This window comes from Pseudomonas sp. ACN5 (assembly GCF_002303975.1).
Lineage (GTDB): Bacteria > Pseudomonadota > Gammaproteobacteria > Pseudomonadales > Pseudomonadaceae > Aquipseudomonas > Aquipseudomonas laurylsulfatiphila.
In genome coordinates this window covers 279,899-304,756 of the sequence record NZ_MRCP01000001.1, presented here as the reverse complement: position 1 = coordinate 304,756, position 24,858 = coordinate 279,899, and the positions used below count along the sequence as shown (strand labels likewise).

At 59.2% G+C, this 24,858-nt stretch carries 23 protein-coding genes; 6 read left to right on the top strand and 17 right to left on the bottom strand.

The window, feature by feature from the left end; genetic code table 11:
- Positions 1–3: 3 nt before the first annotated feature.
- The 16 genes from BSF40_RS01455 to BSF40_RS01380 form a co-directional block, all read right to left on the bottom strand.
- On the bottom strand, positions 4–1,209 hold the full coding sequence (locus tag BSF40_RS01455; RefSeq protein WP_371918056.1) for a PAS domain-containing sensor histidine kinase: 1,206 nt from the start codon (positions 1,207–1,209) through the stop codon (positions 4–6).
- A 128-nt stretch (positions 1,210–1,337) separates the two neighbouring features.
- Positions 1,338–2,813 carry a sigma-54 dependent transcriptional regulator gene (locus BSF40_RS01450; RefSeq protein WP_095963843.1) on the bottom strand — a complete coding sequence of 492 codons (1,476 nt, stop codon included), beginning with the start codon at positions 2,811–2,813 and terminating at the stop codon, positions 1,338–1,340.
- Positions 2,814–2,985: 172 nt separating this feature from the next.
- The gene (gene fliT, locus BSF40_RS01445; protein ID WP_095963842.1) at positions 2,986–3,282 is read right to left on the bottom strand and encodes a flagellar protein FliT; all 297 of its coding nucleotides are present in this window, start codon (positions 3,280–3,282) and stop codon (positions 2,986–2,988) included.
- Between the two features lie 15 nt (positions 3,283–3,297).
- Entirely contained in the window at positions 3,298–3,696 is a 399-nt protein-coding gene (gene fliS / locus BSF40_RS01440) for a flagellar export chaperone FliS (RefSeq protein WP_095963841.1), read from the bottom strand.
- 142 nt (positions 3,697–3,838) lie between these two features.
- On the bottom strand, positions 3,839–5,188 hold the full coding sequence (gene fliD / locus BSF40_RS01435) for a flagellar filament capping protein FliD (RefSeq protein WP_095963840.1): 1,350 nt from the start codon (positions 5,186–5,188) through the stop codon (positions 3,839–3,841).
- A gap of 83 nt (positions 5,189–5,271) precedes the next feature.
- Positions 5,272–5,601, bottom strand: a complete 330-nt coding sequence (locus tag BSF40_RS01430; protein WP_095963839.1) for a flagellar protein FlaG — start codon at positions 5,599–5,601, stop codon at positions 5,272–5,274.
- A gap of 75 nt (positions 5,602–5,676) precedes the next feature.
- The gene (locus tag BSF40_RS01425; protein ID WP_095963838.1) at positions 5,677–7,722 is read right to left on the bottom strand and encodes a flagellin hook IN motif-containing protein; all 2,046 of its coding nucleotides are present in this window, start codon (positions 7,720–7,722) and stop codon (positions 5,677–5,679) included.
- Between the two features lie 241 nt (positions 7,723–7,963).
- Positions 7,964–8,890, bottom strand: a complete 927-nt coding sequence (locus tag BSF40_RS01420; protein WP_095963837.1) for a ketoacyl-ACP synthase III — start codon at positions 8,888–8,890, stop codon at positions 7,964–7,966.
- Positions 8,891–9,240: 350 nt separating this feature from the next.
- Positions 9,241–10,830: a flagellar hook-associated protein 3 gene (locus tag BSF40_RS01415; RefSeq protein WP_095963836.1), complete on the bottom strand. Its 1,590-nt coding sequence runs from the start codon at positions 10,828–10,830 to the stop codon at positions 9,241–9,243.
- Positions 10,831–10,844: 14 nt separating this feature from the next.
- Positions 10,845–12,869: a flagellar hook-associated protein FlgK gene (flgK, locus tag BSF40_RS01410; protein ID WP_095963835.1), complete on the bottom strand. Its 2,025-nt coding sequence runs from the start codon at positions 12,867–12,869 to the stop codon at positions 10,845–10,847.
- A 23-nt stretch (positions 12,870–12,892) separates the two neighbouring features.
- Entirely contained in the window at positions 12,893–14,179 is a 1,287-nt protein-coding gene (gene flgJ, locus BSF40_RS01405; RefSeq protein ID WP_095963834.1) for a flagellar assembly peptidoglycan hydrolase FlgJ, read from the bottom strand.
- A gap of 11 nt (positions 14,180–14,190) precedes the next feature.
- Positions 14,191–15,300, bottom strand: coding sequence for a flagellar basal body P-ring protein FlgI (locus BSF40_RS01400; RefSeq protein WP_095963833.1), 1,110 nt, complete (start codon positions 15,298–15,300; stop codon positions 14,191–14,193).
- Between the two features lie 18 nt (positions 15,301–15,318).
- On the bottom strand, positions 15,319–16,014 hold the full coding sequence (gene flgH / locus BSF40_RS01395) for a flagellar basal body L-ring protein FlgH (RefSeq protein WP_015096281.1): 696 nt from the start codon (positions 16,012–16,014) through the stop codon (positions 15,319–15,321).
- A gap of 52 nt (positions 16,015–16,066) precedes the next feature.
- Positions 16,067–16,852 (bottom strand): flagellar basal-body rod protein FlgG, encoded by a 786-nt coding sequence (gene flgG / locus BSF40_RS01390; RefSeq protein ID WP_007975316.1) that lies wholly within the window; start codon positions 16,850–16,852, stop codon positions 16,067–16,069.
- A gap of 45 nt (positions 16,853–16,897) precedes the next feature.
- Entirely contained in the window at positions 16,898–17,638 is a 741-nt protein-coding gene (locus tag BSF40_RS01385; RefSeq protein ID WP_007975314.1) for a flagellar basal body rod protein FlgF, read from the bottom strand.
- A 318-nt stretch (positions 17,639–17,956) separates the two neighbouring features.
- The gene (locus tag BSF40_RS01380) at positions 17,957–19,516 is read right to left on the bottom strand and encodes a sigma-54-dependent transcriptional regulator (RefSeq protein ID WP_095963832.1); all 1,560 of its coding nucleotides are present in this window, start codon (positions 19,514–19,516) and stop codon (positions 17,957–17,959) included.
- Between the two features lie 407 nt (positions 19,517–19,923).
- Between BSF40_RS01380 and phhA the strand changes: the two genes are divergently transcribed.
- The 6 genes from phhA (at position 19,924) to BSF40_RS01355 (ending at position 24,326) form a co-directional block, all read left to right on the top strand.
- Positions 19,924–20,709 carry a phenylalanine 4-monooxygenase gene (phhA, locus tag BSF40_RS01375; protein WP_095963831.1) on the top strand — a complete coding sequence of 262 codons (786 nt, stop codon included), beginning with the start codon at positions 19,924–19,926 and terminating at the stop codon, positions 20,707–20,709.
- Positions 20,710–20,814: 105 nt separating this feature from the next.
- Positions 20,815–21,171 (top strand): 4a-hydroxytetrahydrobiopterin dehydratase, encoded by a 357-nt coding sequence (locus BSF40_RS01370; protein WP_007975310.1) that lies wholly within the window; start codon positions 20,815–20,817, stop codon positions 21,169–21,171.
- A complete protein-coding gene (locus tag BSF40_RS01365) occupies positions 21,171–22,364 on the top strand; it encodes an amino acid aminotransferase (protein ID WP_095963830.1) in 1,194 nt (397 codons plus the stop codon). Before BSF40_RS01370 ends, BSF40_RS01365 begins: the two co-directional genes overlap by 1 nt.
- A gap of 259 nt (positions 22,365–22,623) precedes the next feature.
- Positions 22,624–22,755 (top strand): hypothetical protein, encoded by a 132-nt coding sequence (locus BSF40_RS32905; RefSeq protein ID WP_015096286.1) that lies wholly within the window; start codon positions 22,624–22,626, stop codon positions 22,753–22,755.
- A gap of 74 nt (positions 22,756–22,829) precedes the next feature.
- Positions 22,830–23,027, top strand: a complete 198-nt coding sequence (locus BSF40_RS01360) for a hypothetical protein (RefSeq protein ID WP_095963829.1) — start codon at positions 22,830–22,832, stop codon at positions 23,025–23,027.
- A gap of 99 nt (positions 23,028–23,126) precedes the next feature.
- Complete coding sequence (locus BSF40_RS01355) at positions 23,127–24,326, top strand: MFS transporter (protein WP_095963828.1); 1,200 nt, start codon at positions 23,127–23,129, stop codon at positions 24,324–24,326.
- On the opposite strand, the gene arfB is transcribed toward BSF40_RS01355, so the two are convergent.
- The gene (gene arfB / locus BSF40_RS01350; RefSeq protein ID WP_007984117.1) at positions 24,323–24,736 is read right to left on the bottom strand and encodes an alternative ribosome rescue aminoacyl-tRNA hydrolase ArfB; all 414 of its coding nucleotides are present in this window, start codon (positions 24,734–24,736) and stop codon (positions 24,323–24,325) included. The genes BSF40_RS01355 and arfB overlap by 4 nt on opposite strands.
- Between the last annotated feature and the right edge of the window lie 122 nt (positions 24,737–24,858).

Sequence of the window (24,858 nt, the reverse complement as noted above, 5' to 3'; positions counted from 1 at the left end):
CTGTCACTCCGCTCCCTGAGCGTTGCTGAACAGCGGCAGGATCACCTGCGCGCAAGTGCCGCGACCGAGCCGCGAACGCAGCTGCAATTCTCCCTGATGCGCACGGGCCACTGCCTTGACCACGGTCAGGCCAAGACCTGTTCCGGTGGTTTTGGTGGTAAAAAAAGGTTCGCCCAATCGCGCCAGAACCGCGGCATCGATACCTGAGCCGCTGTCACTGACACACAGGCGCAGGGTGTTGCCGCGGGTGTAGAGGTGAATCTTCAGGCGCAATTGACCGGCACCGGCCTGAATGGCGTTTTCGATCAGGTTGAGGATCGCGCCGACCAGGGTGTCGCGATTGCACAGCAACTCCCCCGAATGACTGTCGCACTGCCAGCGGATCGGCAGATCCTGCACGTGGGTCAGTGCGGCCGCCTGCAGCGATTGCATCAGTTGGCCAGGGGTTACGCGGTCGGTCAGCGGCAACTCGCCACGAGCAAACACCAGCATGTCGCGCACCTGATGCTCGAGCTCGTGCAGGCGCTCCTTGAGACGCCCGGCAAAGCGCTGCTGGGTAGCGACCGGCAACGCTTGCTCGGTCAAATGACTGGCGTACAGCAACGCGGCGGACAGCGGCGTGCGTATCTGATGAGCCAGGGAAGCGACCATGCGCCCCAACGACGACAGACGCTCATGCCGAGCCAATTGATCCTGCAGATGGCGGGTTTCAGTCAGGTCATTGAGCAACACCAACTGGCCTGGCTCGGCGTCCAGCGAGCGCGTGGCGATCGACAGACGCCGGCCATCCTTGAGGGAGACCTCATGGCCATCGTCTTCGCGCGGCGCAAAACAGCGGGCAATGACGTGGCGCCACAATTCACCTTCCAGCGGCAGGCCCAGCAACTCGCACGCCGCCGGATTGGCTTCGCGCACGATGCCTTGGGCGTCGATGACGATGACACCGCCAGGTAACAGATCAAGGAGATTTTGCAGACGGTTGGCCAGGCGTTCTTTTTCCGCCAGCTCCTGCATGCGCTGAGCGCTGACCACCGCCAGCTCACCCTTGAGCTCGGTGACCCGGGCTTCAAGCATGCTGTAGGAATCGGTCAACTGACTGGACATCTGATTGAACAGCGCGAATGCCTGCTCAAGGCCCGGACGGCTCGCCTGCTCTACGGACGACGGTTGCCGCGGAGCATCCCCAAAAGCATCTGAGGCAGGAGATATCTGGGCGGATAGGGGCATTGTGCTCTCTCGCTTGGCTGACCGTCAGTGAAACGGAACGTTGCGAGGGACAAAGCAATACCCATGCCTAAAAAAAACTTCTTATAAATGAATGGGTTGAAAAACAGGCGTCAATCATCCGCCTGTTCGTCTCCATCACGACGACTCATGCCGTACTTGCGCATCTTTTCCACCAGCGTGGTACGACGAATACGCAGACGCTCGGCCGCGCGGGCCACGATGCCGTTGGCATCATCCAGCGCCTGCTGAATCAACCCTTGCTCCAGTCCACCGAGGTAGTCCTTCAGGTCCAGGCCCTCCGGCGGCAACATGGCGCTGGCCGTGAAGTCCTGGGTATGGCCATTGATGGCCACGCGCTCTTCCAGATCGGTGCGCAGGCTGTCGACCATTTGCTCGTCTTCATCGTCGACGTAGCGGAATTTCTTCGGCAACTCGACCACACCGATCACGCCATAGGGATGCATGATCGCCATGCGCTCCACCAGGTTGGCCAGTTCGCGGACGTTGCCCGGCCAGCCATGCCGGCACAGCGACATGATCGCCGCCGAGTTGAAACGGATCGAACCGCGCTTCTCGTGCTCCATGCGCGAGATCAGCTCGTTCATCAGCAGCGGAATGTCCTCGACGCGCTCTCGCAGCGGCGCCATCTCGATCGGGAACACATTCAGGCGGTAGTACAGGTCTTCGCGGAAGGTGCCAATCTCGATCATGCTTTCGAGATTCTTGTGGGTCGCGGCAATGATGCGCACGTCGACGCTCTGGGTCTTGTTGCTACCCACGCGCTCGAAGGTGCGCTCCTGCAATACGCGCAGCAGCTTGACCTGCATCGGCAGCGGCATGTCACCGATTTCATCGAGGAACAGGGTGCCGCCATTGGCCAGCTCGAATCGACCGGCACGGCTGGTGATTGCCCCGGTGAAGGCGCCCTTCTCATGACCGAACAATTCGCTTTCCAGCAACTCGGCCGGGATCGCCCCGCAGTTGACCGGCACGAACGGCGCTTCGCGGCGCTTGGAATGGTAATGCAGGTTGCGCGCAACCACTTCCTTGCCGGTGCCGGACTCACCGAGGATCAGCACGCTGGCATCGGTATCGGCGACTTGCTGCATCATCTGGCGGACGTGCTGGATCGCCCGGCTGGTGCCGACAAGACTGCGGAAAAGGTTGGGTTCGCGATGACGACCGCGCTCGCGGGCCTGGTCGTACATCTCGCGATAGACCTGGGCACGGTGCAGCGAGTCGAGCAGCTTGCTGTAGCTGGGCGGCATTTCGAGGGTCGAAAGCACCCGGCGACGCTGGTCTTCCGGCAGGTCAATGGAAGAATTATCGCCCATTAACAAAACCGGAAGGAACTCATCCCAGGTCGAGAGTGTCTTTAGCAAGCCCAGAAGTGCACCAGGAGCATTGACCGTCCCGATCAGGACACAGATTACTTCACGACTTGACGACAAAGAGCCGACAGCCTGCTGCCAGTCATGGCTACCGCAGGGTAAATTTTCTTCGCCGAGAAAATTTAAAATCACCGCCAGGTCGCGGCGGCGGACGCTATCGTCATCAATCAGCAGAATTTTGGTTTCACGCCACATGCAATAGCAACTTCCCTAGTCAACTCAATGCCCAAAATGCTGGGGCAAGCTAAACGCTTGCAGGCCTGATACGCCTGAAGACGACTGAATTCTGGAACCAGCCACTAGTTAAGTCAAAAAACCGTGCACAGTCAAATTTATGGCGCACATGTCTGGATTAACTTGGGGTTAATTATCCAAACAGATGGTAAACCTTTGATGCCTTTTGTGCTTGGTTCATCTGCGACATCTCATCGACTATTGCCTGACGCTCGCCCATCGTTGCCGTCAATAAATCTTTGTACACCGCCAACAACCCTTCCAGATTGCTGCGCACCGCGTCTTCGTCGATCGGCGCTTCACTGAGCACCTCGTCGACGCATTCGCGGCAGGTCGCGTCCAGTTCACCGATCGCCCCCCAGTTACGCTCCGCCAGTGCATCAATGAGCGCTTCGCGGGTTTGTTCAATCCGTTGCAGTGCTTGACTCATGGCGTCATCCTAAAACTAGACGGCTTGTTGATCGGCAATCGCATCCCAACCGCTTTTGACGGTAACCAAAAGCCCCATCACTTCATCGATGATCTGCGGGTCATTCTTCACATTGGCGTTGGTCAAACGCTGAATCATATAGGCGTAGAGACTATCAAGCTGCTGCAGGGACTCATCTTCCTTGGCCCTTTCGGCATCGATGCCCTCGCGCAGCCCGCCGATGATGTCGACAGCCTTGCCGATCATCAGGCCCTTTTGCGCAATGTCGCCACGCCCCAGAGCACCCTTGGCCTGGGCCATACGATCGAGACCGCCTTCCATCAGCATTTGCACCAGACGATGGGGACTCGCCTCGGAAATCTGCGCATGGGAGTTGACCTTCTGATACTGGCGAAGGGCTTTCATCGGATTCATGGTTCTACCTCATTCAACGCTCAAACAGTAATTGGAATCGACACCTAGCTGTTATGTCGACGCCGTCACAGAAAACTTTAGACCCCGAACGCCTAATCCCGACAAACCCCGAGCACCTCGCGACCAGGCTACGCCCTGAATATTAATCATCTTTGCGGTTGTTCATGGCATTGAGCGTGGTCATGACGCTGGAACTGGTGGCGTTGAGCTGGGCAACCAGGGTGTCCATGGCGTTGTATTTGGCAGAAAGGGTGGTGGTGAGCGATTCGATACGCCGATCAAGCGCTTCCTGCTGATCGGTCAAGTCGGTCAATTTATCGTTCAGACTGGTGGTTCGCGAGGCCAGGATACCTGCCGTCCCCGCATAGGCATCAGTTGCCTTGGTCATACGTTTGATCAAGCCATCATCGCCCGTGAAGACCTTGGCGATTTCTCCCGCGTTTTTTGCAACTGCCTTGTCCCACTTGGCACTGTCCAGTTCGAGCAGACCGGTGGTTTGTACGGTATTGATGCCCATTTGCGAGAGCATGGTCATACTGCCGGAGCCGGTACTTTTCACCAGCTCGTTACGTACCGACGTGATCAGTGAACGCATGGAGGCATCCCCTGTCAGCGCAGCCCCTTTGGTGGCATCCCCTACCCCACTCACCTTTGTTTGACTAGTGATAGCCGTGATCAGGGCGTTATACGCAGTGACAAATGACTGTACCGAGGTCTTTAGGGTATCGGTATTGGCGCCAACCGTGATCGTCGACTTGCCCGCGGTAAGCAATTCGAAATTGACTCCACTGATCGCCGATGTAACGGTATTACTGGTCGACTCCAGCGCGATGTCGTCGATGGTGTATTTAGCGTTTTGCGCAGCAGGACCCGCCGTAGCATTGACCGCGAGTGCGGAATCACCACCCAACGTAATGTCGGTCCCGGCACCGGTGGTCGAAGAACTGATCACCATGCGCGCGCCCTTGGCATCGGTGATGATGTTGGCGCTCAAGCCCTTGGAGTTGAGCTGGGTGTTGATGGCGTCCCGCGTCTGTTGCAGGGTCGCCCCGGCAGCAATGCTGACGTTGTAATCAGTGCCCGACTGAGAAATTTTCAGCGTTTGTGATTCGGAGCTGCTGTTGACGGTCGCTGATGCCCCCCCCAAGAAAATATCTGATGAGACCTTGGAGGACGTCGCCAGTTGCGTCACTTCCAACGCATATTTGCCAGCAGAGGCCGTGGCATTCACCGTGGTCTTGACGACCTTTTCATCGGAGGATGTACCCGACAACCCAGTGAAGGCGGATGCCGTGTTTAATTTGGCAATGGCAGAACGGTAGGTATCCAGCGCGTTTTTGATGCTGCCAACGGCGGAAATTTGCGTGGTTGTCGTCGCCTGCTGGGCAGTGATCTGTGTCTGCTTTGGGGCCTTTTCCGCAGCAATCAAAGCTTTGACGATCGACTGTGTATCGACCCCCGAGCCAATACCACTTACCGTTGAACTCGCCATCGCTTCTCTCCTTTTCTAGGCGGTTGCCGCTTTTTTGACGAACCAGACGTCAAGCGCCAACTGCAACAAAACCCGTGCCAGTTTCAAGCCTTGTCATCAAACAACAGGCTGCTCGCATCACTCAAACTCTGCGCCAGCTTCAACGCCGCTTCCGATGGAAGCTGCCGTATCAGTTCGCCACTGTCCGTGGCAATGACCTTGACCACGACCAGACCGGTCGAATCATCGATCGAAAAATTCAGTTGACGCCGTGTGGACTGTACAAAGTCCTGGATATTCTTGACCGCATTTTCCAGCTCGGGCCGCTGAGGTTCTTTGTCCTTCTCGACGCTCAGGGAAGGCGCAACATCCTGGGTCTTGCCGGCAGCAGCAACCGCAGGATAAGACAGGCTCAGCTTTACACTCATGTCCATGGTGATGATCCCTCACAATCAAAAAAACGGAAGAGCACGTTGCCGTGCCCTTCCGTCATTCACCTGGCGCCGGAATTACCCAAGCAGCTTCAGTACCGAGGACGACAGTTGGTTGGCCTGGGACAGGATCGCGGTGGACGCCTGTTGCAGAGTTTGTTGCTTGCTCAGCTCAGCGGTTTCAGACGCGAAGTCAGCGTCCTGCACACGGCTACGGGCCGCGGTGGAGTTTTCCGAGATCGATTGCAGGTTGGCTACGGTGCTGTCGAAACGGTTTTGCACGGCACCCAGTTGCGAGCGCTGGGAGTCCAGTTCCTGCATGGCACCGTCCAGTACCTGAATGGCCTGTTGAGCGCTGGCGCCGTCCAGGATGCTCAGGTTGGCGACGGTGCTTTCCATTGTCACAGCAGCAGTGGTGCCAGCAGCCAGACCCAATGCCTTCAGACCGCTACCGTCGCTACCATCGGCGATGGTGATGTTCTGGTCTGCGAACAGGGACAGACTGCTGGTGCCGTTAGTAGTTACTTTGCTGGCAGTTACACCGGTGCTGGCGGCATTGATGCTGGCTGCGATACTGTCCATATCGGCACCCTTCTTGAACTTGACTTCAACACCGTTCAGGGTCACCGAAGTGTCAGCCTGCAGGCCAGCCTTGGTGGTACCGGCATTCAGACCCAATGCAGACAGTGCGCCAGGACCGGTCAAGCCAGTCCCATTGTCCAACTTGATGTCCTTGCTGTTGGCCGAAGTCAGTACCAGACGACCGTTGTCGTTCTTGGCTGTAACGCCGGTCAGAGCAGTACCCGAGCCAACAGCGCCCGCACCATTGTTGTTGATGTTGTCGACAACAGCGTCCAGGTCATCGCCTGCAGCGAAGTTGAAAATAGTGCCGTTGATATCGATCTCGGCAGCTGCAGCCAGGCCAGTGGTCTGAGGTGCGATTGCTACATTACCTGCCGTCAGACCCAGATCGGCGAGAGCAGTACCGCCAACCTGGAAACCAGCAGCGGAGTTCAATTTCAGTTGACCGGTAGCGCTATCAACCGATGCGCTGACGCCAGTGGTACCACTTTGAGCGTTAACCTTGTCAATAACATTAGAGAGGGTGTCAGTATTTGCCAGAGCAATACTTGTCGAACCCAGGATCAGTGTACCGTTGTTAGCCACTGTGCCATCGCGCAGGTTCGCGGTACCGGTTTTGGACAGCTGCGCACCACCACCTTCTGCAAGACCCAGCGTGGTGCTCAAGGCGTCAGTGGTAGTGGAGTCAATGGTGAAGGCCTGAGTACCATCGAGCTTCAGCGCGCCAGTGGCGCTGTCGATGCTGGCGGTTACGCCAGTGTCAGCGGTTTTCAGATTGATCTTGTTGACAACATCGGTCAGCGTGTCAGTGGCTGCTGTGGTGATAGTGGTAGTGGTAGTACCGACGTTAAGGACCAGGCTATCAGCACCGCCACCAATGGTTGGCTTGTCGAATACGCCTGCACCGGCGATACCCACTGTAGTTGCTGAAGTGCTGCCTGCGTTGTTGGTACCGAACTTGCCGGCTGCACCAGTTACGCCTGCTTGCAGGGTCGCCAGGCCACCAGCCACGCTGGCTTCGTTGTAGCTACCCTTCATGGCAGTCGAGCTAACATCTTTCATACCAAACGAAATGCTTTCGTTGGAGTTCGCGCCCACCTGGAAGGTGCTGCCGGAGAACGAGCCGTCCAGCAGGTTACGACCACCGAAGGTGGTGGTGTTGGCGATACGGGTCAGTTCGCCCGACAGCGCGGTGAATTCCTGCTGCATGGAAGTACGGTCGTCATCGCTGTTCGAACCGTTGGCCGATTGCAAGGCCAGTTCACGCATACGCTGCATGATGTTACCGGAGGTCGCCATGGCGCCTTCAGCGGTTTGCGCGATGGAGATACCGTCGTTAGCGTTCTTGACCGCAACACCCAGGCCTTTGATCTGAGTGGTCAGACGGTTGGAGATCTGCAGGCCGGCTGCGTCGTCTTTGGCGCTGTTGATTTTCAGGCCGGAAGACAGGCGTCCCATCGTGGTGCCCAGAGCATCGGAAGCCTTGTTCAGGTTTTTCTGAACCGAAAGAGAGGTGATGTTGGTATTAACGGTTAACGACATGACGAATTCCTCGTTGGTTGGGTGCTGCGGCTTCCGGCCCTGGCAACCGCCGGGTATGGCCTAGAGAACCTTCGTAATAGTTATCGTCGTGAAAGCAGGTTGCTTGAGGGGTTTTTTGATTTTTTTTACTAGCACCTTGCCACCCCTTGCGTTTCAAGGCCTTAGTTGCACACCCCAGAATGCAAAAACGCCCATGACCTTGCGGCCATGGGCGTTTTTTTGGCGTTATTAAACTGGCGCGTCAGGTGCGATGGATCAGCGCCGAGCCCCAGGACAGGCCTACGCCGAAACCACTGATCGCTACACGTTTCCAGCTGGAGTCGAACATGTGCTTTTCCAGCAGCAACGGAATGCTCGACGACACGGTGTTACCGGTCTCGACCATGTCCTTGATGAACTTCTCCGGCTCGTTTTCAAAGCGGCGCGCCACTGCGTCGACGATGGCCGCACTGCCCTGGTGAATGCAGAAGGCATCGATGTCCTGGGACGTGAGACCTGACTGATTGAGCAATTCATGCAAATGCGCCGGTACCTTGAGCAAGGCGAAGTTGAACACCTGGCGTCCGTTCATGAAGAACACGCCGTCGGTCACCTTCAGATGCGGAGCGCCGGAGCCGTCGGTGCCGAACTTGGCCTTGCCCAGCTGCCAGACTGCATCTTCACCCATCCAGGTGGCGGTGGCGGCATCGCCGAACAGCATGGTGGTGTTGCGGTCTTCCGGGTCGACGATCTTCGAATACGGGTCTGCGGTGATCAGCAGGCCATTCTTCAACCCGGCAGCTTCCATGAAACCCTTGATCGCATAGATGCCGTAGACGTAACCGGAGCAACCCAGGGAGATGTCGAAAGCGGCGACATTGGTCGACAGGCCGAGCTTGTCCTGGACGATGGCCGAGGTGTGCGGCAGGCCCTCTTCGTCGCCGTTCTGGGTGACGACGATCAGCACGTCGATGGATTGACGGTCGAGCTGAGGGTTGTTGGCGAACAACGCATTGGCCGCTTCGACACACAGGTCGGAGGTTTCCTGATCAGCATCCTTGCGCGGCAGGAACGCCGAACCGATTTTCCCGAGGATGAACTCTTCATCCTTCTCGAACTTCGCACCCTGCGCATAGTTATCCAGCCCACTCGCTGGCACGTAGCTGGCAATGCTTTTTATGCCAATCATTGTGGCTTCCCAATACTAGATAGCTGGAGATCACCGCTCGCATGACCGAGCGGTACGACAATACTGGATTTCACCGAGCGAAAAAAATACGGCACAGACGCTCCAGAAACCCTGAAAACACGCCTGGCAAGGGGCGACCCCCTGCCCATCCTTTTTGACACAATACAGTGAAGATGCACTTCATGACTCGCAGGTCACGCATTATGCGTGCCTTGCGCAAAACATCCAGCCACAAACAAGCGATCATCCGCCTGGAGGATGACGAAAAATACACCAGTGAGTGAGTCGAAAAGCAAAATACGGACAGGCGAGGCGCTGCCGGCACCATGGATGCCGGCAATCGAAGGGGATCAAAGCTTGTTGAACAGGCTCAGCTGGGCAATTTTCACAAACGCCAGTTGCGAGGCCTGCAACAGCGATTGCTGGAACGCCAGGTCGATCGATGCCGTTGCGACATCCGTATCACCAATAGCCGACTGAGTACTGGTGTTAGCCAGGCCCATGCTGACGTTTTCGGCGCTCTGGATATCAATGGCGTTCAATCGCGCACCGATTGTCCCGCGAACGATATCGACCTGCTCACTGGCATTGGAAAGGTTACTGATCGCCGAATTCACCGAGTCCTTGAGCTTGATCTGTGCCAGATCATTGCCATCGGCTGGCGTTTCCAAAGCCTGGCGTAGCTGACTCAAAGTGTCCAGGGCGCTTTGCGTTTGGTGGCTGCTGGCCCCCACCACGAACTGATCGTCCGCTTGCGGGGCACCGGTAAAATCAAGCTTCACGCCTGCGAACGTGATCGAGCCACCCGCCATTGCGCCCCCACCGATTGCCTTGCTGTCTGCGCCCATTGGCTGGGCATAGACCTGATAATTGCTGGCATCGGTGAACTTGATCACCACCCCGCTGTTGGGAAACCCGTTGACGTAGTCGGCCTGGGTAGTGACGCCAGACCCGGTGATCTGAGCCGTCGAATCGTTGCCCGGTGAGCGGGATGCATTGAAGCTGTCAGGCTTGGTGCCCAGCGAAAAGATGTGATCCTTGACCTCTTCATCAGGGGTCATTGGCAGCGTGGTAGCGGGATCCACAGGAGCCTTGAGGCGCAACGAGATGTCGAACTCCACCCCTCGCAGGCTGATGGTCGCCCCACCCTCTTTAGTCGAATCGAAGGTGCCATTGCCAGACACCTCGCTGGTGACATCGTTACCGTCCTTGTCCGCGATGGTGTAATGGGTGCTATCTACAAACTTCAGTTCGTAGGGCTCGCCCGCGGCGAACTTCTTGACGTAGGCCGCATTCGACTGCACCAGGCCAGCAGACACGGAAACGGTACCGTCGTTGGGTTTCGACGGATCGAGGACCGCCTGGGTGCGACCCGAGTTCACCGCCGACTCAAGTATGCTTTTACCGGTATCGTTGGTGGCCATAGACAAGGTGTCCGACACCTGCAGGCTCAATTGCGTGTCGTCACCCTGATAGGAATAGGTGCCGTCGTTGTTACGCACATAGGGCGGTATAGAGGTTTTCGAGCCTGCAAACATGTAGTTGCCCGACGAGTCCTTACTGTTGAGCAAACCCAGGACTTGCGCTTCAATCTCGCCAATCTCGCTGCCGATGGATTTTCGATCGGCATCACTGATACCACCATTACCTGCCTGAAGCGCCAACTCACGAGCACGCTGCAACGCAGTGTTGACGCTGTCCAGCACGCTTTCCTGGTTCGTCAGCGAACTCTTGATACTGCCCATATTAGTGCTGTACTGCCCCAGCAGGTCTTTCTGCTGCTGCAACATCAGCAACTGCGCAGCACCCACAGGATCATCACCGGCACTTTGAATACGCACGCCCGAAGTGATCTGCTCCTGAGTCTTCACAATCGAGGAGAAGTTGTTCTGGTACTTGGCCGCACTCGTCTCAAAGTACTGGGCTGTAGAAATTCGCATCGTCGAAGACTCCCTTAAAGACTGTTGATCAGCGTGCTGAACGTTTCTTGCGCGGCCTTGATAATCTGCGACGACGCGGTGTAGTACTGCTGAAACTTGACCAGGTCGGCGGCTTCATCGTCCAGGTTGACCTGGGACACCGACGCGACTTCGGATTTGGCCCGGGACAGAATCGCGCCACTGGCGGTGCTGTCACCCAGGGCCTGGCTGGCCTTGGCGCCCACCTGTTCGACCAGACGGCTGTAGGAGGTGGTCAGGCTCATCCCGGCGTTGCCGCCCGTCACACCCACCGTCGCCTTGGTTTGCAGCGCCAACAGTTGGTTGGCGTTGCTGTTGTCCTTCTTGCCGTCGACGTTGAACGCGACTTCGTACTTGTCATTCTTCGACGGCGAGCCACTGACCGTCGTGTTGAAAGAAAACGACTTGCCCGGGATCGGCGCGCCTGAGGCGTCGAGCATCGGCACATTGATGGTCAGGACATTGCTTTGGCCGGGGACGATGGTGCCCGTGCCGATGCTCTGCCCTTTCGAGTTGAATACTTCATAGGCTTGACTGCCGCCCGCCGCCTCCTTGAAGGCCAGCGTCACCGGCGTGGAATCCTTGATGCCCGCCTGCAGGGTGGCCAGATCGGCACCGCCATAGATATCCAACGGAGTGGACAGCGCCGGAGGGGTCAATGCACCGGTTCCGCCATTGCTCGTGCTGCCGGTCGCAACCAGCGGGCCGGCAAACGCGAGCTTGTTCGAGTCGGTCATCTGGGTGGTGATGGAACTCGCGGCGTTGCGGGTCGGCGTCACCTTGAACGTGTCGCCGGCCTGGAGGGCGCCGCCATTCAGATCAAGCTTGAAACCATCGATTTCGGCTGCCGGCGACAGGTCGAAAGCGCCCATATCCTTGCCGTCGGAACGCTTGACTGTGTACTTGTCGGCAGCGGTAAAGGTGACCGAATAATCGAAGGTAGTCAGCGCACTGGAATTGGTGATCGTGACATTCAGATTGCCCGAGCCGGTACTGTTGTTCGACGACGCCAGGCTGCGCTGGCTGATCGCGGTCGCACTGTTGATGTTGGAAAACAGTGAAGCACCAAACTCGCCATTGGCATCCAGCCCTTGCCCCAACTGACTATTGATCTTGTCGGCCATCACCAGGGCTGTGCGGCCCAGGTCGTTCTGCGCTGGCACCAATACGTCTTCGCGATAACGCAGCAGGCCGCCAATCTTGCCGCCGCTGATGACAGAGGTGATGTCACTGTTTGAAGACGGCGAGTTGACCTGAATATTCAGCTGGCTTTTGTCGATCCCGGTTCGGGCGGTCGAAAGGGTGTTCGATGTGTTGCCCAACACCAGGGTCTGGCCGTTCCCCAGGGAGATGTTGTAACTACCGTTTTGCTCCTGGACCGTGACGCCGACCAGTTCATTGAGTGAGCGAACCGCTTCATTTCGCGCATCGAGCAAGTTGCTCGGGCCACTACCTGTCGAGGTGCTGGCCTGGGAAATCTGCTGGTTCAACGAGGCAATCGAAGACGTCAGTTGGTTGACCTGCCCGGTCAAGGTCGTCAACTGACTGTTGATCCCTTCGTTCTGTTGCGTCATCTGCGACGCCAGGGCGTTGAAGCGATTACTCAGTGTTTGCGCATTGGTCAGCAGCAGTTGCCGGGCGGCCGTGTCGCTCGGTGTACCGGCGGATGTCTGGACCGAGGAGAAGAAGCTGCTCAACACCGCACTGATCCCCGTGGTCTTGTCGGAGAAGAGCTTGTCGAGCGGATTCACCTGATCAAGGTAGGCATTGGCATCGTTGCTCAGCGAGGTGCTGGTTTGCAGTTGGTTATCGAGATAAGCGTTATAGACCCGACGCACATCGGCCAGGGTCGTACCGCTACCGATAAACACGCCACCGCTCAGGTGCGAGGAATTACTGCCCTGAATGGTTTGCTGACGTGAGTAGCCGGCCGTGTTGGCGTTGGCAATGTTGTTGCCGACAGTCGCCAACGACACTTGACTGGCGTTCAGCCCCGACATCCCGATATTGAGCAAACTCATGTTTCAGACCTTATACCTTGTGCCTATAAAGGCGTAGTGGAAACGCCCGCCGCAGCGTAGTTCTGGTAACTCGTCATCTGCTTGGCTATCTGCGAAATCTTGCTCGCGTAGTTCGGGTCGGTTGCGTAACCGGCCTTCTGCAACTCGCGTACAAACTGTTCCGGGTTATCGGCCGACTTCACGACATCTTGATAGCGATTATTGGTCTGCAGCAAAGTCACAAGGTCATGGAAACTGTCCTTGTAGGAGTCGTAGGAACGGAACTCGGCCGTCTCCTTGACCATCTGCCCGTTTCGGAATTCGCTGGTGATCGCTCGCGCCGAATTGCCCTGCCAACTGTTGCCGGCCTTGATGCCGAACAGGTTGTGACTGCTGCTGCCGTCCTGAGCACGCATGACCGACTTGCCCCAGCCGGTTTCCAGGGCCGCCTGGGCCACCAGGTAACGCGGATCGACACCAATGCGGGCCGCTGCTTCCCTGGCCATCGGCAACATGGTGTTGACGAACTGGTCGGCGGAACCGAAGGCTTTCTTCGCTGGCGCCAGAGGAATCTGCGCCATGGCGCGACCGTAGATCTGCATGCCGCCCGAGGAGGATTGCTGCGCAGTCGCCAGCCAGTCACCGTTGTACAGCGGTCCCGTACCGGTGCTTGTCGCGCGCTCAGGCAACGGGGTCTTGTTGATCGTCGTGGCAGCGGGCGTCGCCGAAGGCACCAGCCCGGCCAACAGACGATCAGCCAGCTTCGGCGGCAATGCCAGGCGTCGCTGATTGATCAGCGCCATGTCATTGCGATGACCACCCTCACCCGCCTCTTGCGGCGCATGGACCGAGCGCGAAGCCCACAATGGACGCTGGCCATTGACCCGCGACAGCGGTCCGTTGATTGCCGTTGTGCCGGCCGCCACCGGCGTTTGCACGGCGGCTTTCGCGGTCTCTTGCCTGGCCAGAGACGCGGCGGCGGCCTCACCCGGCGCCAGCGGTTTATTCTTCGACATCTGGCGCATCAGCACGTCAGCCAGGCCGATACCACCGCCCTCGCGGGACATGGAAACGGCCAGTTGCTGGTCGTACATTTCCTGATATTGCTTGGCTGCCGGGGTGTTCATCGGATTGTCCTGGCCCAACGCGTCAGTGGCCGAACGCATGGACTTGAGCATTTCCCCGAGAAACAGCGACTCGAACTCCTGCGCCACCTTGCGCAGGTTGCCGTCGCTGTTCTTGTCGCCGACCTTGAGCTGATTCAGACGATTGAGGTCCGAGTAGGAACCCGAATCGCTGCTGCTGACCAGACCGCTCTTGCGCATATCCACGATGGCCGTCCTCAGATCACGATCAGGTCGGCTTGCAGGGCGCCGGCCTGCTTCAGCGCTTCGAGGATGGCCATCAGGTCACCCGGTGCCGCGCCGACCTGATTCACTGCCCGCACGATCTCGTCGAGGGTGGTGCCAGGGCCGAACTTGAACATCGGCTTGGCTTCCTGCTGGGCATTGACCTTCGAACGCGGCACCACCGCCGTCGTGCCGTTGGACAGAGGGCCGGGCTGACTGACGATCGGGTCTTCGGTGATGGTCACGGTCAGGCTGCCGTGGGTCACGGCGGCCGGAGAAACCTTGACGTTCTGGCCGATCACTATGGTGCCGGTACGGGAGTTGATGATGACTTTCGCCACCGCCTGGCCCGGATCGATCTCGAGGTTTTCCAGGATCGACAGGTAGTCGACCCGCTGGCTTGGATCGAGCGGCGCGGTGACGCGAATCGAACCGCCGTCGATGGCCTGGGCCACGCCGGGGCCGAGCATGTTGTTGATCTTGTCGACGATGCGCTTGGCCGTCGTGAAGTCGGAACGGTTGAGGTTCAGCGTCAGGCTGTTGCCCTGGTTGAAACCGCTCGGCACCGCGCGCTCCACCGATGCACCACCGGGGATGCGCCCGGCCGACGGAACGTTGACGGTGATCTTCGAGCCGTCGCGCCCTTCCGCATCGAAACCGCCGACCACCAGGTTGCCCTGGGCCACCGCATAGACGTTGCCGTCGATCCCCTTGAGTGGCGTCAGCAGCAAAGTGCCGCCGCGCAAGCTCTTGGAGTTGCCGATGGACGAAACAGTGATGTCGACCTGCTGACCCGGCTTGGCGAACGCCGGCAGGTCGGCGCTGATCGACACGGCCGCCACGTTCTTCAGCTGCACGTTGCCCGAACCCGGCGGCACCTTGATGCCGAACTGCGAGAGCATGTTGTTGAAGGTCTGCAGGGTGAACGGGGTCTGCGTCGTCTGGTCGCCGGTGCCGTTAAGTCCGACCACCAGGCCGTAGCCGATCAACTGGTTGGAACGCACGCCGGAAATGCTGGCGATGTCCTTGAGGCGCTCGGCTTGAGCATTGAAGGCTGCCGACAGCATCAGGGCGGCCACCATAAGGTGTTTGAAGTTCAACATGCTCAACTGGAAAGCCACCTAGAAAGGGAACAGCGGGCTGAGGAAGAAACGGTCGAACCAGCCTGGCTGACTCGCATCGGCAAACGAACCGGTACCCGAGTAGGTGATGCGCGCATCGGCGACACGGGTCGACGACACGGTGTTATCGGTCGAGATGTCATCGGCGCGAACCAGGCCGGCGATCCGCACCAGCTCATCGCCGGTGTTAAGCGTCATCCATTTCTCGCCGCGCACCGCGATGATGCCGTTGGGCAACACATCGGCAACGGTCACGGTGATCGAGCCGGTCAGGGTATTGCCCTGCGCCGCCTTGCTGTCGCCCTTGGTCGCGCGGTCACCTTCGTAGCTGGCACTCAGGCTCAGGTCGCCATCGCCGAACGGGTTGTTGGTGGTGGCGCTGCTGCCGAACAGCGAACTCAGGCCGATGTTGGCCTTGCTGTTCTTGCCAATTTGCGAGTTGGCGTTTTTGCTGGCCTGGGTCCTTTCGTTCAGGGTGATGGTGATGACGTCACCAACCCGGAACGCCTTGCGGTCGCTGTAGAGGTTCTGTTCGAAACCGGCCTGATAGATCGAGCCGTTGTTGGCGGCCGCCGGCAACGGCGTGCGCGGCAACACCGGGGCGTAGTAAGGGTCATTGGGTTTGGGCGTCGCAGGCACGCAACCTGCGAGCGCGGCGATCCCACTCAGTGCCAGAACAGATACATAGCGATTCATGACCCTACCTCACGGTGTTGCAGGCAGCCTCAAGGCCGCCACATAGACTTGATTACAGGTTCTGCGTTACGAACGAGAGCATCTGGTCGGCGGTGGAGATCACCTTGGAGTTCATCTCGTAGGCGCGCTGGGTGGTGATCATGTTGACCATCTCCTCAACGGTGCTGACGTTGGACGTTTCCAGGGTGTTCTGCAGCGTGGTGCCGAAACCGTTCAGGCCCGGTGTGCCGACTTGCGGCGCACCACTGGCGGCGGTTTCCAGGAACAGGTTGTTGCCCACTGCCTGCAGGCCGGCCGGGTTGATGAAGTCGGCGGTCTGCAGGTTGCCGATCACCTGGGCAGCCGGGTTGCCGGCAACGGTGATGGACACGGTGCCGTCGCGGCCGACAGTGAAGGTCTGCGCATCGTTCGGAATGACAATCGCCGGCTCCAGGGCAAAGCCGCTGGCGTTGACGATCTGGCCGTTGGAGTCCAGGTGGAAGGTGCCGTCACGGGTGTAGGACGTGGTGCCGTCCGGTTGCAGGATCTGGAAGAAACCGCGACCGTCGATGGCCATGTCCAGTGGCTGCTCGGTGGTTTGCAGGCTGCCGGCGGTGAAGTTCTTCTGGGTGCCGACGATGCGCACACCGGTACCCAGTTGCAGACCCGACGGCAGTTCGCTGTCCTGGGTCGACTGGGCGCCTGGCTGACGCTTGATCTGGTAGAGCAGGTCCTGGAACTCGGCGCGGTCACGTTTGAAACCCGTGGTCGACACGTTCGCCAGGTTGTTGGAAATGGTGGTCAGGTTGGTGTCCTGGGCGGACAGGCCTGTTTTGGCAACCCATAGAGCCGGAAGCATTCGATTCTCCTCGTGCGCCTGTTTTACGGCGCGACGTTCTGGTAATTAGCTGATCTGCAAGACCCGAGCCATGGCCTGGTCATCGTCTTTGGCGGTGTTCATCATCTTGATGTGCAGCTCGAACTGCTTGGACAAGGCCAGTACCGAGGTCATCTCTTCCACGGCATTGACGTTGCTCGACTCGAGGAACCCGGACACCAGCTTGACGCCGGCATCGGCCTGCGCCGGCTGGCCGTCCTTGGTGTGGATCGAACCATCCAGGCCCTTGGTCATGTTCTTCAGGTCCGGGTTGACCAGTTTGATGCGGTCCACTTCAGCCATCACCCGGGGACCTTCGCCCATCGCGCGGATGCTGATGGTGCCGTCCTCGCCGACTTCGATCTGCTGCTCCGGCGGCACGGCAATCGGCCCGCCATTGCCCATGACCGGCATACCGTTGCCGGCACGCAGAACGCCCAGGGCGTCAACATTCAGGCTGCCGGTGCGCACGTAGCTTTCACCACCATCGGGATTCTGTACGGCAATCCAGCCGCCGCCCTGCACGGCAACGTCCAGGTCCCGGCCGGTTTCCACCAGTGAACCCGGGGAGAAATCCGTGGCCGGGCGTTCGGACATGGCAAACGCACGCGCCGGAAAGCTGTCACCGAACACCGGCATCGAACGGGCCTGCTCCAGGTCTTTCTGGAAGCCGTTGGTGGAGATGTTCGCGAGGTTGTTGGCATGCGCCTTTTGCGCCAGTGCATTCTGGCTGGCGCCGGTCATTGCCACATAAAGGTACTTGTCCACACTCTTTCCTCTGCCTGCCGGACGTTTGCCGCCCACTGCTGTGTTGCTGAGCCATAAGCAATTTGCAGACCAACTTGTTTTTGGCGGCGCGAGGCCCGGCAAACAGGGGACTTGAGGAGATCAAAGGGGATTGGTGATTTGTGTCAAAGACGAAAAACCGGCGGTGTCATGCCGGTGGGTGGCAAGTGCCGGCCTCTTGAGTGACTGATCTGTCGCCTTCGCGGGCAAGCCCGCTCCCACAGTGATCTGCGGCGTTCACAAAACCTGTGGGAGCGGGCTTGCTCGCGAAGAGGCCGGCACAAACACAGCAAGCTTGAGTCAGGACTCGTTCTTGCCCACCTCATACTCACGCAACTTGTTGGCAATGGTGGTATGCGAAACCCCCAACCGCTTACCCAGCTGCCGACTGCTCGGATGCTCGGAATACAACCGTTCCAGCACCGCCTTTTCGAAACGCCCGACAATCTCGTCCAGCCCACCCTCCAGCGAAAAATCGCCAAGGGGCTGACGCACGCCATAATCCGGCAGGCGAATATGCTCGGCCTTGACCATGCCGCCGTCGCACAGGGAAACCGCCTGGAACAGCACGTTCTCCAGTTGCCGCACGTTGCCCGGCCAATGGTAGTGGCTGAGCCGCTCCATGGCCGCCGGGGCGAGCTTGGGCAACGGGCAACCGATCTGCCGACTGGCCTGATCAAGGAAGTGCTCCACCAGCGGCGTCAAACCGTCGAGGCATTCGCGCAGCGGCGGGATGTGCAGCGACAACACGTTCAAGCGGTGATAGAGGTCCTGGCGGAATTCGCCGCGCGCGCACAATTCGGACAGGTCGACCTGGGTCGCGCAGATCACTCGCACGTCGAGGTAAACCTCCTCGTCGCTGCCGACACGACGGAAGCAGCCGTCCTGCAAAAAGCGCAGCAATTTCACCTGCAAGCGCGGGCTCATTTCCCCAACGCCATCGAGAAACAGCGTACCGCCCGCCGTCAGTTCCAACAGCCCGAGCTTGCCTTCGGCCCGCGCCCCTTCAAAGGCACCGGGGCCATAACCGAACAATTCCGTCTCGGCCATGGACTCCGGCAGCCCGGCACAATTGAGCGCCATCAACGGCGACTGCCCGCGCGGACTGGCCAGGTGGCAGGCCCGCGCCAGCAACTCTTTGCCGGTACCGGTTTCGCCTTCTATCAATAGCGGCGCATCCAGCGGTGCCATGCGCCGTGCTTCGCGCACCACCGCGGCCATCACTTTCGAGCTCTGGAAGATGCTGTCGAAGCCACGCAATTCCTGCTTGCGCACGTTATAGATGCGCTCTCCCACCCGGTCGGCGCGGTGCAGCGTCAGCACGGCACCGGCCATGGCCTCGCTGTCGTCGTGCTCCGACTGCAACGGCGCGATGTCGGCCAGGAACACGTCACCCTTGACCTTGACCCGCAGCCCGTTGATTCGCGATTTGTTGGCGCGCACCAGTTCCGGCAAATCGAAGTCTTCGGCGTAGCGCGACAGGGGAATACCCGGCACCTCGTCGACCCGTACACCCAGCAACTGCGCCGCTGCCCGGTTGGCCGCGACGATGGAACCGCCCATGTCGATCGACAGCACCGGAAACTCCAGCGCTCCGAGCAGGGCATTGAGCTCCATGTGCCGACGCTCGCTGGGCATCAGCCCTACACGCTTGACACCGAAGACCCCGGCAATCGCTTCGAATTTCGGACGCAAGGCCTGGAACTGAATGTTGATCAGGTTCGGGCAATGCAGGTAGATGGCGTTGCCATGCTCACCGCCCACCTCGCCGCGGGCCACGTTGATCCCGTACTCCACCAGCAGGTTGAGAATGTCGCGCAGGATGCCGATGCGGTTCTGGCAGTGGACTTTGATACGCATGAAAAAGGCCTGAAAAAGCAGTGATTGAGGTTGTGACGCCTGGCGCGCAACCTGTGGGAGCGGGCTTGCTCGCGAAGGCGTCGGCATAGCCAACATTGATGTATCAGACAGACCGCTTTCGCGAGCAAGCCCGCTCCCACAGGGGTATTGCGGTGCGCGCTCGATCGCATTTTTCTTTCGAGGCGCTCAGATAGTCGTCAAGATTATGTGACAGGCAAAGCGTTTTTCAAACCGAGAAATCTCAATATCTGCGCGGCCACGACCACTTCGTAACGAAAACTTTACGAATATCGATGGATTTTCCTACGCGTGACGCCGATCACCTGCTGCAACAGTGCAATCCTTGGGGTATTTCTAGGTCCATAGCAGTACATAACAAGAACGAAATCCCCTAGCAGGAGAGCAGTATGAAGCAGACGCAATACGTGGCTCGCGAGCCCGATGCGCAAGGTTTTATCGACTACCCCGCCGAAGAACACGCGGTGTGGAACACGCTGATCACTCGCCAACTGAAAGTGATCGAAGGGCGTGCGTGCCAGGAGTACCTGGACGGTATCGAAAAACTCGGTCTGCCCCACGACCGCATTCCTCAACTCGGCGAAATCAACAAGGTCCTCGGTGAAACCACCGGCTGGCAGGTTGCCCGGGTTCCCGCACTGATTCCCTTCCAGACCTTTTTCGAATTGCTGGCCAGCAAGCAGTTTCCGGTGGCGACCTTCATTCGTACCCGCGAAGAGCTTGATTACTTGCAGGAGCCGGACATTTTCCACGAGATCTTCGGTCACTGCCCGCTGCTGACCAACCCCTGGTTCGCTGAATTCACCCACACCTACGGCAAGCTCGGCCTCAAGGCGTCCAAGGAAGAACGCGTGTACCTGGCGCGCCTGTACTGGATGACCATCGAGTTCGGCCTGCTCGACACCCCGCAAGGCCAGCGCATCTACGGCGGCGGCATCCTGTCCTCACCGAAAGAGACCGTCTACAGCCTGTCGAACGAGCCTGAACACCAAGCCTTCGACCCGCTGGAATGCATGCGCACGCCTTATCGCATCGACATCCTGCAACCCCTGTATTTCGTTCTGCCGAACCTCAAGCGCCTGTTCGACCTGGCCCACGAAGACATCATGGGTATGGTCAAGCAAGCGATGCAGATGGGTCTGCACACACCGAAATTTCCCCCAAAGGCCGCGTGAACCGCGACTTTTGCTGACAAGTGAGTCTGTCAGTCACCGTCGCTTTGGTTTAGCGTGACGGCACTGTCGACCGATATAAAAACACTCGATTACAGGAAACACACCATGTCCACCTTGAACCAAGCCCATTGCGAAGCCTGCCGCGCCGACGCCCCACAAGTCAGCGACGAAGAACTGCCGATCCTGATCAAGCAGATCCCGGACTGGAACATCGAAGTACGTGACAGCATCATGCAGCTGGAAAAGGTCTTCCTGTTCAAGAACTTCAAACATGCACTGGCCTTCACCAACGCCGTCGGTGAAATCTCCGAGGCTGAAGGCCATCACCCGGGCCTGCTGACCGAGTGGGGCAAAGTGACCGTGACCTGGTGGAGCCACTCGATCAAGGGCCTGCACCGCAACGACTTCATCATGGCCGCGCGCACTGACGAAGTAGCGAAGGACGCCGAGGGGCGCAAGTAATGCACTTCGACGCCATCGGTCGAGTGCCTGGCGACCCGATTCTGGGCCTGATGGAGGCCTACGCGCAGGACCCGAACCCGCGCAAGTTCGATTTGGGCGTGGGTGTCTATAAAGACGCCCAGGGCCTGACGCCGATTCTCGAGTCGGTGAAGCTTGCCGAACAGCGCCTGGTGGACCATCAGTCCACCAAGACCTACATCGGTGGGCACGGCGAGCCGGCGTTTGGCAAGGCGATCAATGAGCTGGTGCTGGGCGCCGATTCGAAGCTGATCAGCGCACAACGCGCCGGCGCCACCCAGACTCCTGGCGGCACCGGGGCCTTGCGCCTGAGCGCTGACTTCATCGCCCAGTGCCTGCCGGGGCGCGGTGTCTGGTTGAGCAACCCGACCTGGCCGATCCACGAAAGCATTTTCGCGGCCGCCAAGGTCAAGGTCAGCCATTACCCCTACGTCGGCAGCGACAACCGACTGGATGTCGATGGCATGCTGGCAGTGCTCAACGAAGCGCCCAAGGGTGACGTGGTGTTGCTGCATGCCTGCTGCCACAACCCGACCGGTTTCGACCTGTCCCAGGATGACTGGCAGCGGGTGCTGGAGGTAGTACGCAAGCGCGAACTGCTGCCACTGATCGACTTCGCGTATCAAGGATTCGGCGATGGCCTGGAGCAGGATGCCTGGTCGACCCGGCTGTTCGCCGCCGAGTTGCCGGAACTGCTGATCACCAGCTCTTGCTCGAAGAACTTCGGCCTGTACCGCGACCGCACCGGCGCGCTGATTGTCTGTGCGAAAAGCGCCGACAAGCTCACCGATATCCGCAGCCAGCTGGCCAACATCGCCCGCAACCTGTGGTCGACACCGCCGGATCACGGTGCGGCCGTGGTCGCGACCATCCTCGGCGACCCGGAGTTGAAAAATCTCTGGGCTGACGAAGTGGAAGGCATGCGCCTGCGTATCGCCCAACTGCGCAGCGGTCTGGTGGAAGCACTGGAGCCTCACGGTTTGCGCGAGCGGTTTGCGCACATTGGCGTGCAACGCGGGATGTTTTCCTACACAGGCCTGTCGCCAGAGCAAGTGAAGAACCTGCGGGATCATCACAGCGTGTACATGGTCAACTCCGGCCGCGCCAACGTGGCGGGGATTGATGCCACGCGCCTGGATCTGCTGGCCGAGGCGATTGCCAAAGTCTGCAAGTAACCCCCCCTGTGGGAGCGGGCTTGCTCGCGAAAGCCGTGTGTCAGACGATGCAAATGTCGACTGACACACCGCTTTCGCGAGCAAGCCCGCTCCCACATTTGCAGTGTGTTGCCCCCTCTAGACCTGTCTTTACAATCCCATCCGTCGAAACAAATGGATATAAAAGTCCGTTTGTCATTTTCAGTGCTGTATCCTGCCCAGGCTTTTTCAAAGCGCGGATCTACCAGATCTATCAACAGACTTAGCGAGGAGCGCAACCATGCACGAGATTCCTAATCTCCCCTTCCCAAGCCTGCACGTACCTGAGCAGACGACCACGCAGCAAGCCGGCGCCCAACAGCCCGAGCCGAAAGAAGCCACTGACCGCCGCCAGGCTGACAGCGAAGACTGAAACACCCGCCGTACAGACCGTGTGGAAAGCGCTACCATGCGCTTTCCACACTGCCTGAAACGAGAACCCTGTCCATGACCGATGAACTCAGCGAAACCTTTGATCAAAAGCAGGCCAGCGTCCTGATTGGCACCGCCGAGAAAATGATCGAGATCTGGAATCGCCTCTCCCCCGAGAAACAAGCCGCCTTGCTCACCCGCTTCGGCACCCAGGAAAATGCGCTGGCCGCCCTGGTCACTACGCAACTGGTTGCTCCCGTCAAAGCTGAATGACACCGCCGGGCAAATAGTTTTACTTTTTCACAACCAACGACCGTCCACACCGCTATCATAAGCAGCCTATCTATCCTGCTTTACCGTGGACCTTTACCCATGCCTGAAAACCAGCGCCCCCTGGCGGTCACGCTGCAAGTCGTTTCCATCGTCCTTTTCACCTTCATCGGCTACCTGAACATCGGCATCCCCCTGGCCGTTTTGCCCGGCTACGTCCACAGCGACCTGGGCTTCGGCGCGGTGATCGCGGGCCTGGTGATCAGCGTGCAATACCTAGCCACCCTGCTCAGCCGCCCCTATGCCGGGAAGATCATCGACAACAAGGGCAGCAAACTGGCGGTGATGTATGGCCTGGCCGGTTGCGGCCTGAGTGGCGTGTTCATGTTGATCTCGGCCTGGACCCAGAGCCTCCCGACCTTGAGCCTGATCAGCCTGTTGATCGGTCGTCTGGTTCTCGGCAGCGCGGAAAGCCTGGTGGGCTCGGGCTCGATTGGCTGGGGCATCGGCCGGGTCGGCGCGGCGAACACGGCCAAGGTCATTTCCTGGAACGGTATCGCCAGCTACGGCGCACTGGCCGTCGGCGCGCCCTTGGGTGTGTTTATCGTGCACCAACTGGGTTTATGGAGCATGGGCGTGAGCATTGTGCTGCTGGCCGTGCTCGGCCTGCTGCTGGCCTGGCCGAAAACCGCCGCGCCGATCGTTGCCGGTGAGCGCCTGCCGTTCATGCATGTGCTCGGGCGTGTCTTCCCCCACGGCTGTGGCCTGGCCCTGGGCTCCATCGGCTTTGGCACCATCGCCACCTTCATTACCCTGTATTACGCCACGCAACACTGGGACAACGCGGTGCTGTGCCTGAGCCTGTTCGGCGCCAGCTTCATCGGCGCGCGCCTGCTGTTCGGCAACCTGATCAACCGTCTCGGCGGCTTTCGCGTCGCCATTGCCTGCCTGTCGGTGGAAACCCTGGGGTTATTGCTGCTGTGGCTGGCACCGGATGCGCACTGGGCACTGGCGGGTGCGGCGCTGAGCGGCTTCGGCTTCTCGCTGGTGTTCCCGGCGCTGGGCGTGGAAGCGGTGAATCTGGTGCCGGCCTCCAGCCGTGGCGCAGCCGTCGGCGCCTATTCGCTGTTCATCGATTTGTCGCTGGGGATCACCGGGCCGCTGGCCGGGGCCATTGCGGCCGGGTTCGGTTTCGCTTCGATCTTCCTGTTTGCCGCCCTCGCCGCATTGAGCGGATTGATACTGAGCCTTTACTTGTACCGGCAGGCACCGAAGCAACGCGAGGCGCGGGAAGCCCGCTAGAAGTCGACCTTGCCGCGCCCGGCCTTGATGTTGCCGCGCTTGCTCTTGGATTCGAGACGACGGGTCTTGGAGCCGAGGGTTGGTTTGGTCGGACGGCGCTTTTTCTCGACTTTGGTGGCGCTCTGGATCAACTCGGTCAGGCGCAACAGCGCATCGGCGCGGTTCTGCTCCTGCGTCCGGTACTGCTGGGCCTTGATGATCAACACACCGTCGCTGGTGATGCGGCTGTCGCGCAACGCCAGCAACCGCTCCTTGTAGAACTCGGGCAAGGACGACGCCGGAATGTCGAAACGCAGGTGCACCGCGCTCGACACCTTGTTGACGTTCTGCCCGCCCGCGCCCTGGGCGCGAATGGCCGTCAACTCGATCTCGGCATCCGGCAGATGCACGTTGTTGGAAATCACCAGCATGGAAAAGCGTCCGTATTCAGAGGGTGCAGGATACCTTGAATAGACTGGGCAGACGCGGTCCTTGTGGGAGCGGGCTTGCTCGCGAAGAGGGAGTGTCAGTCACCATTTACTTAGCTGACACA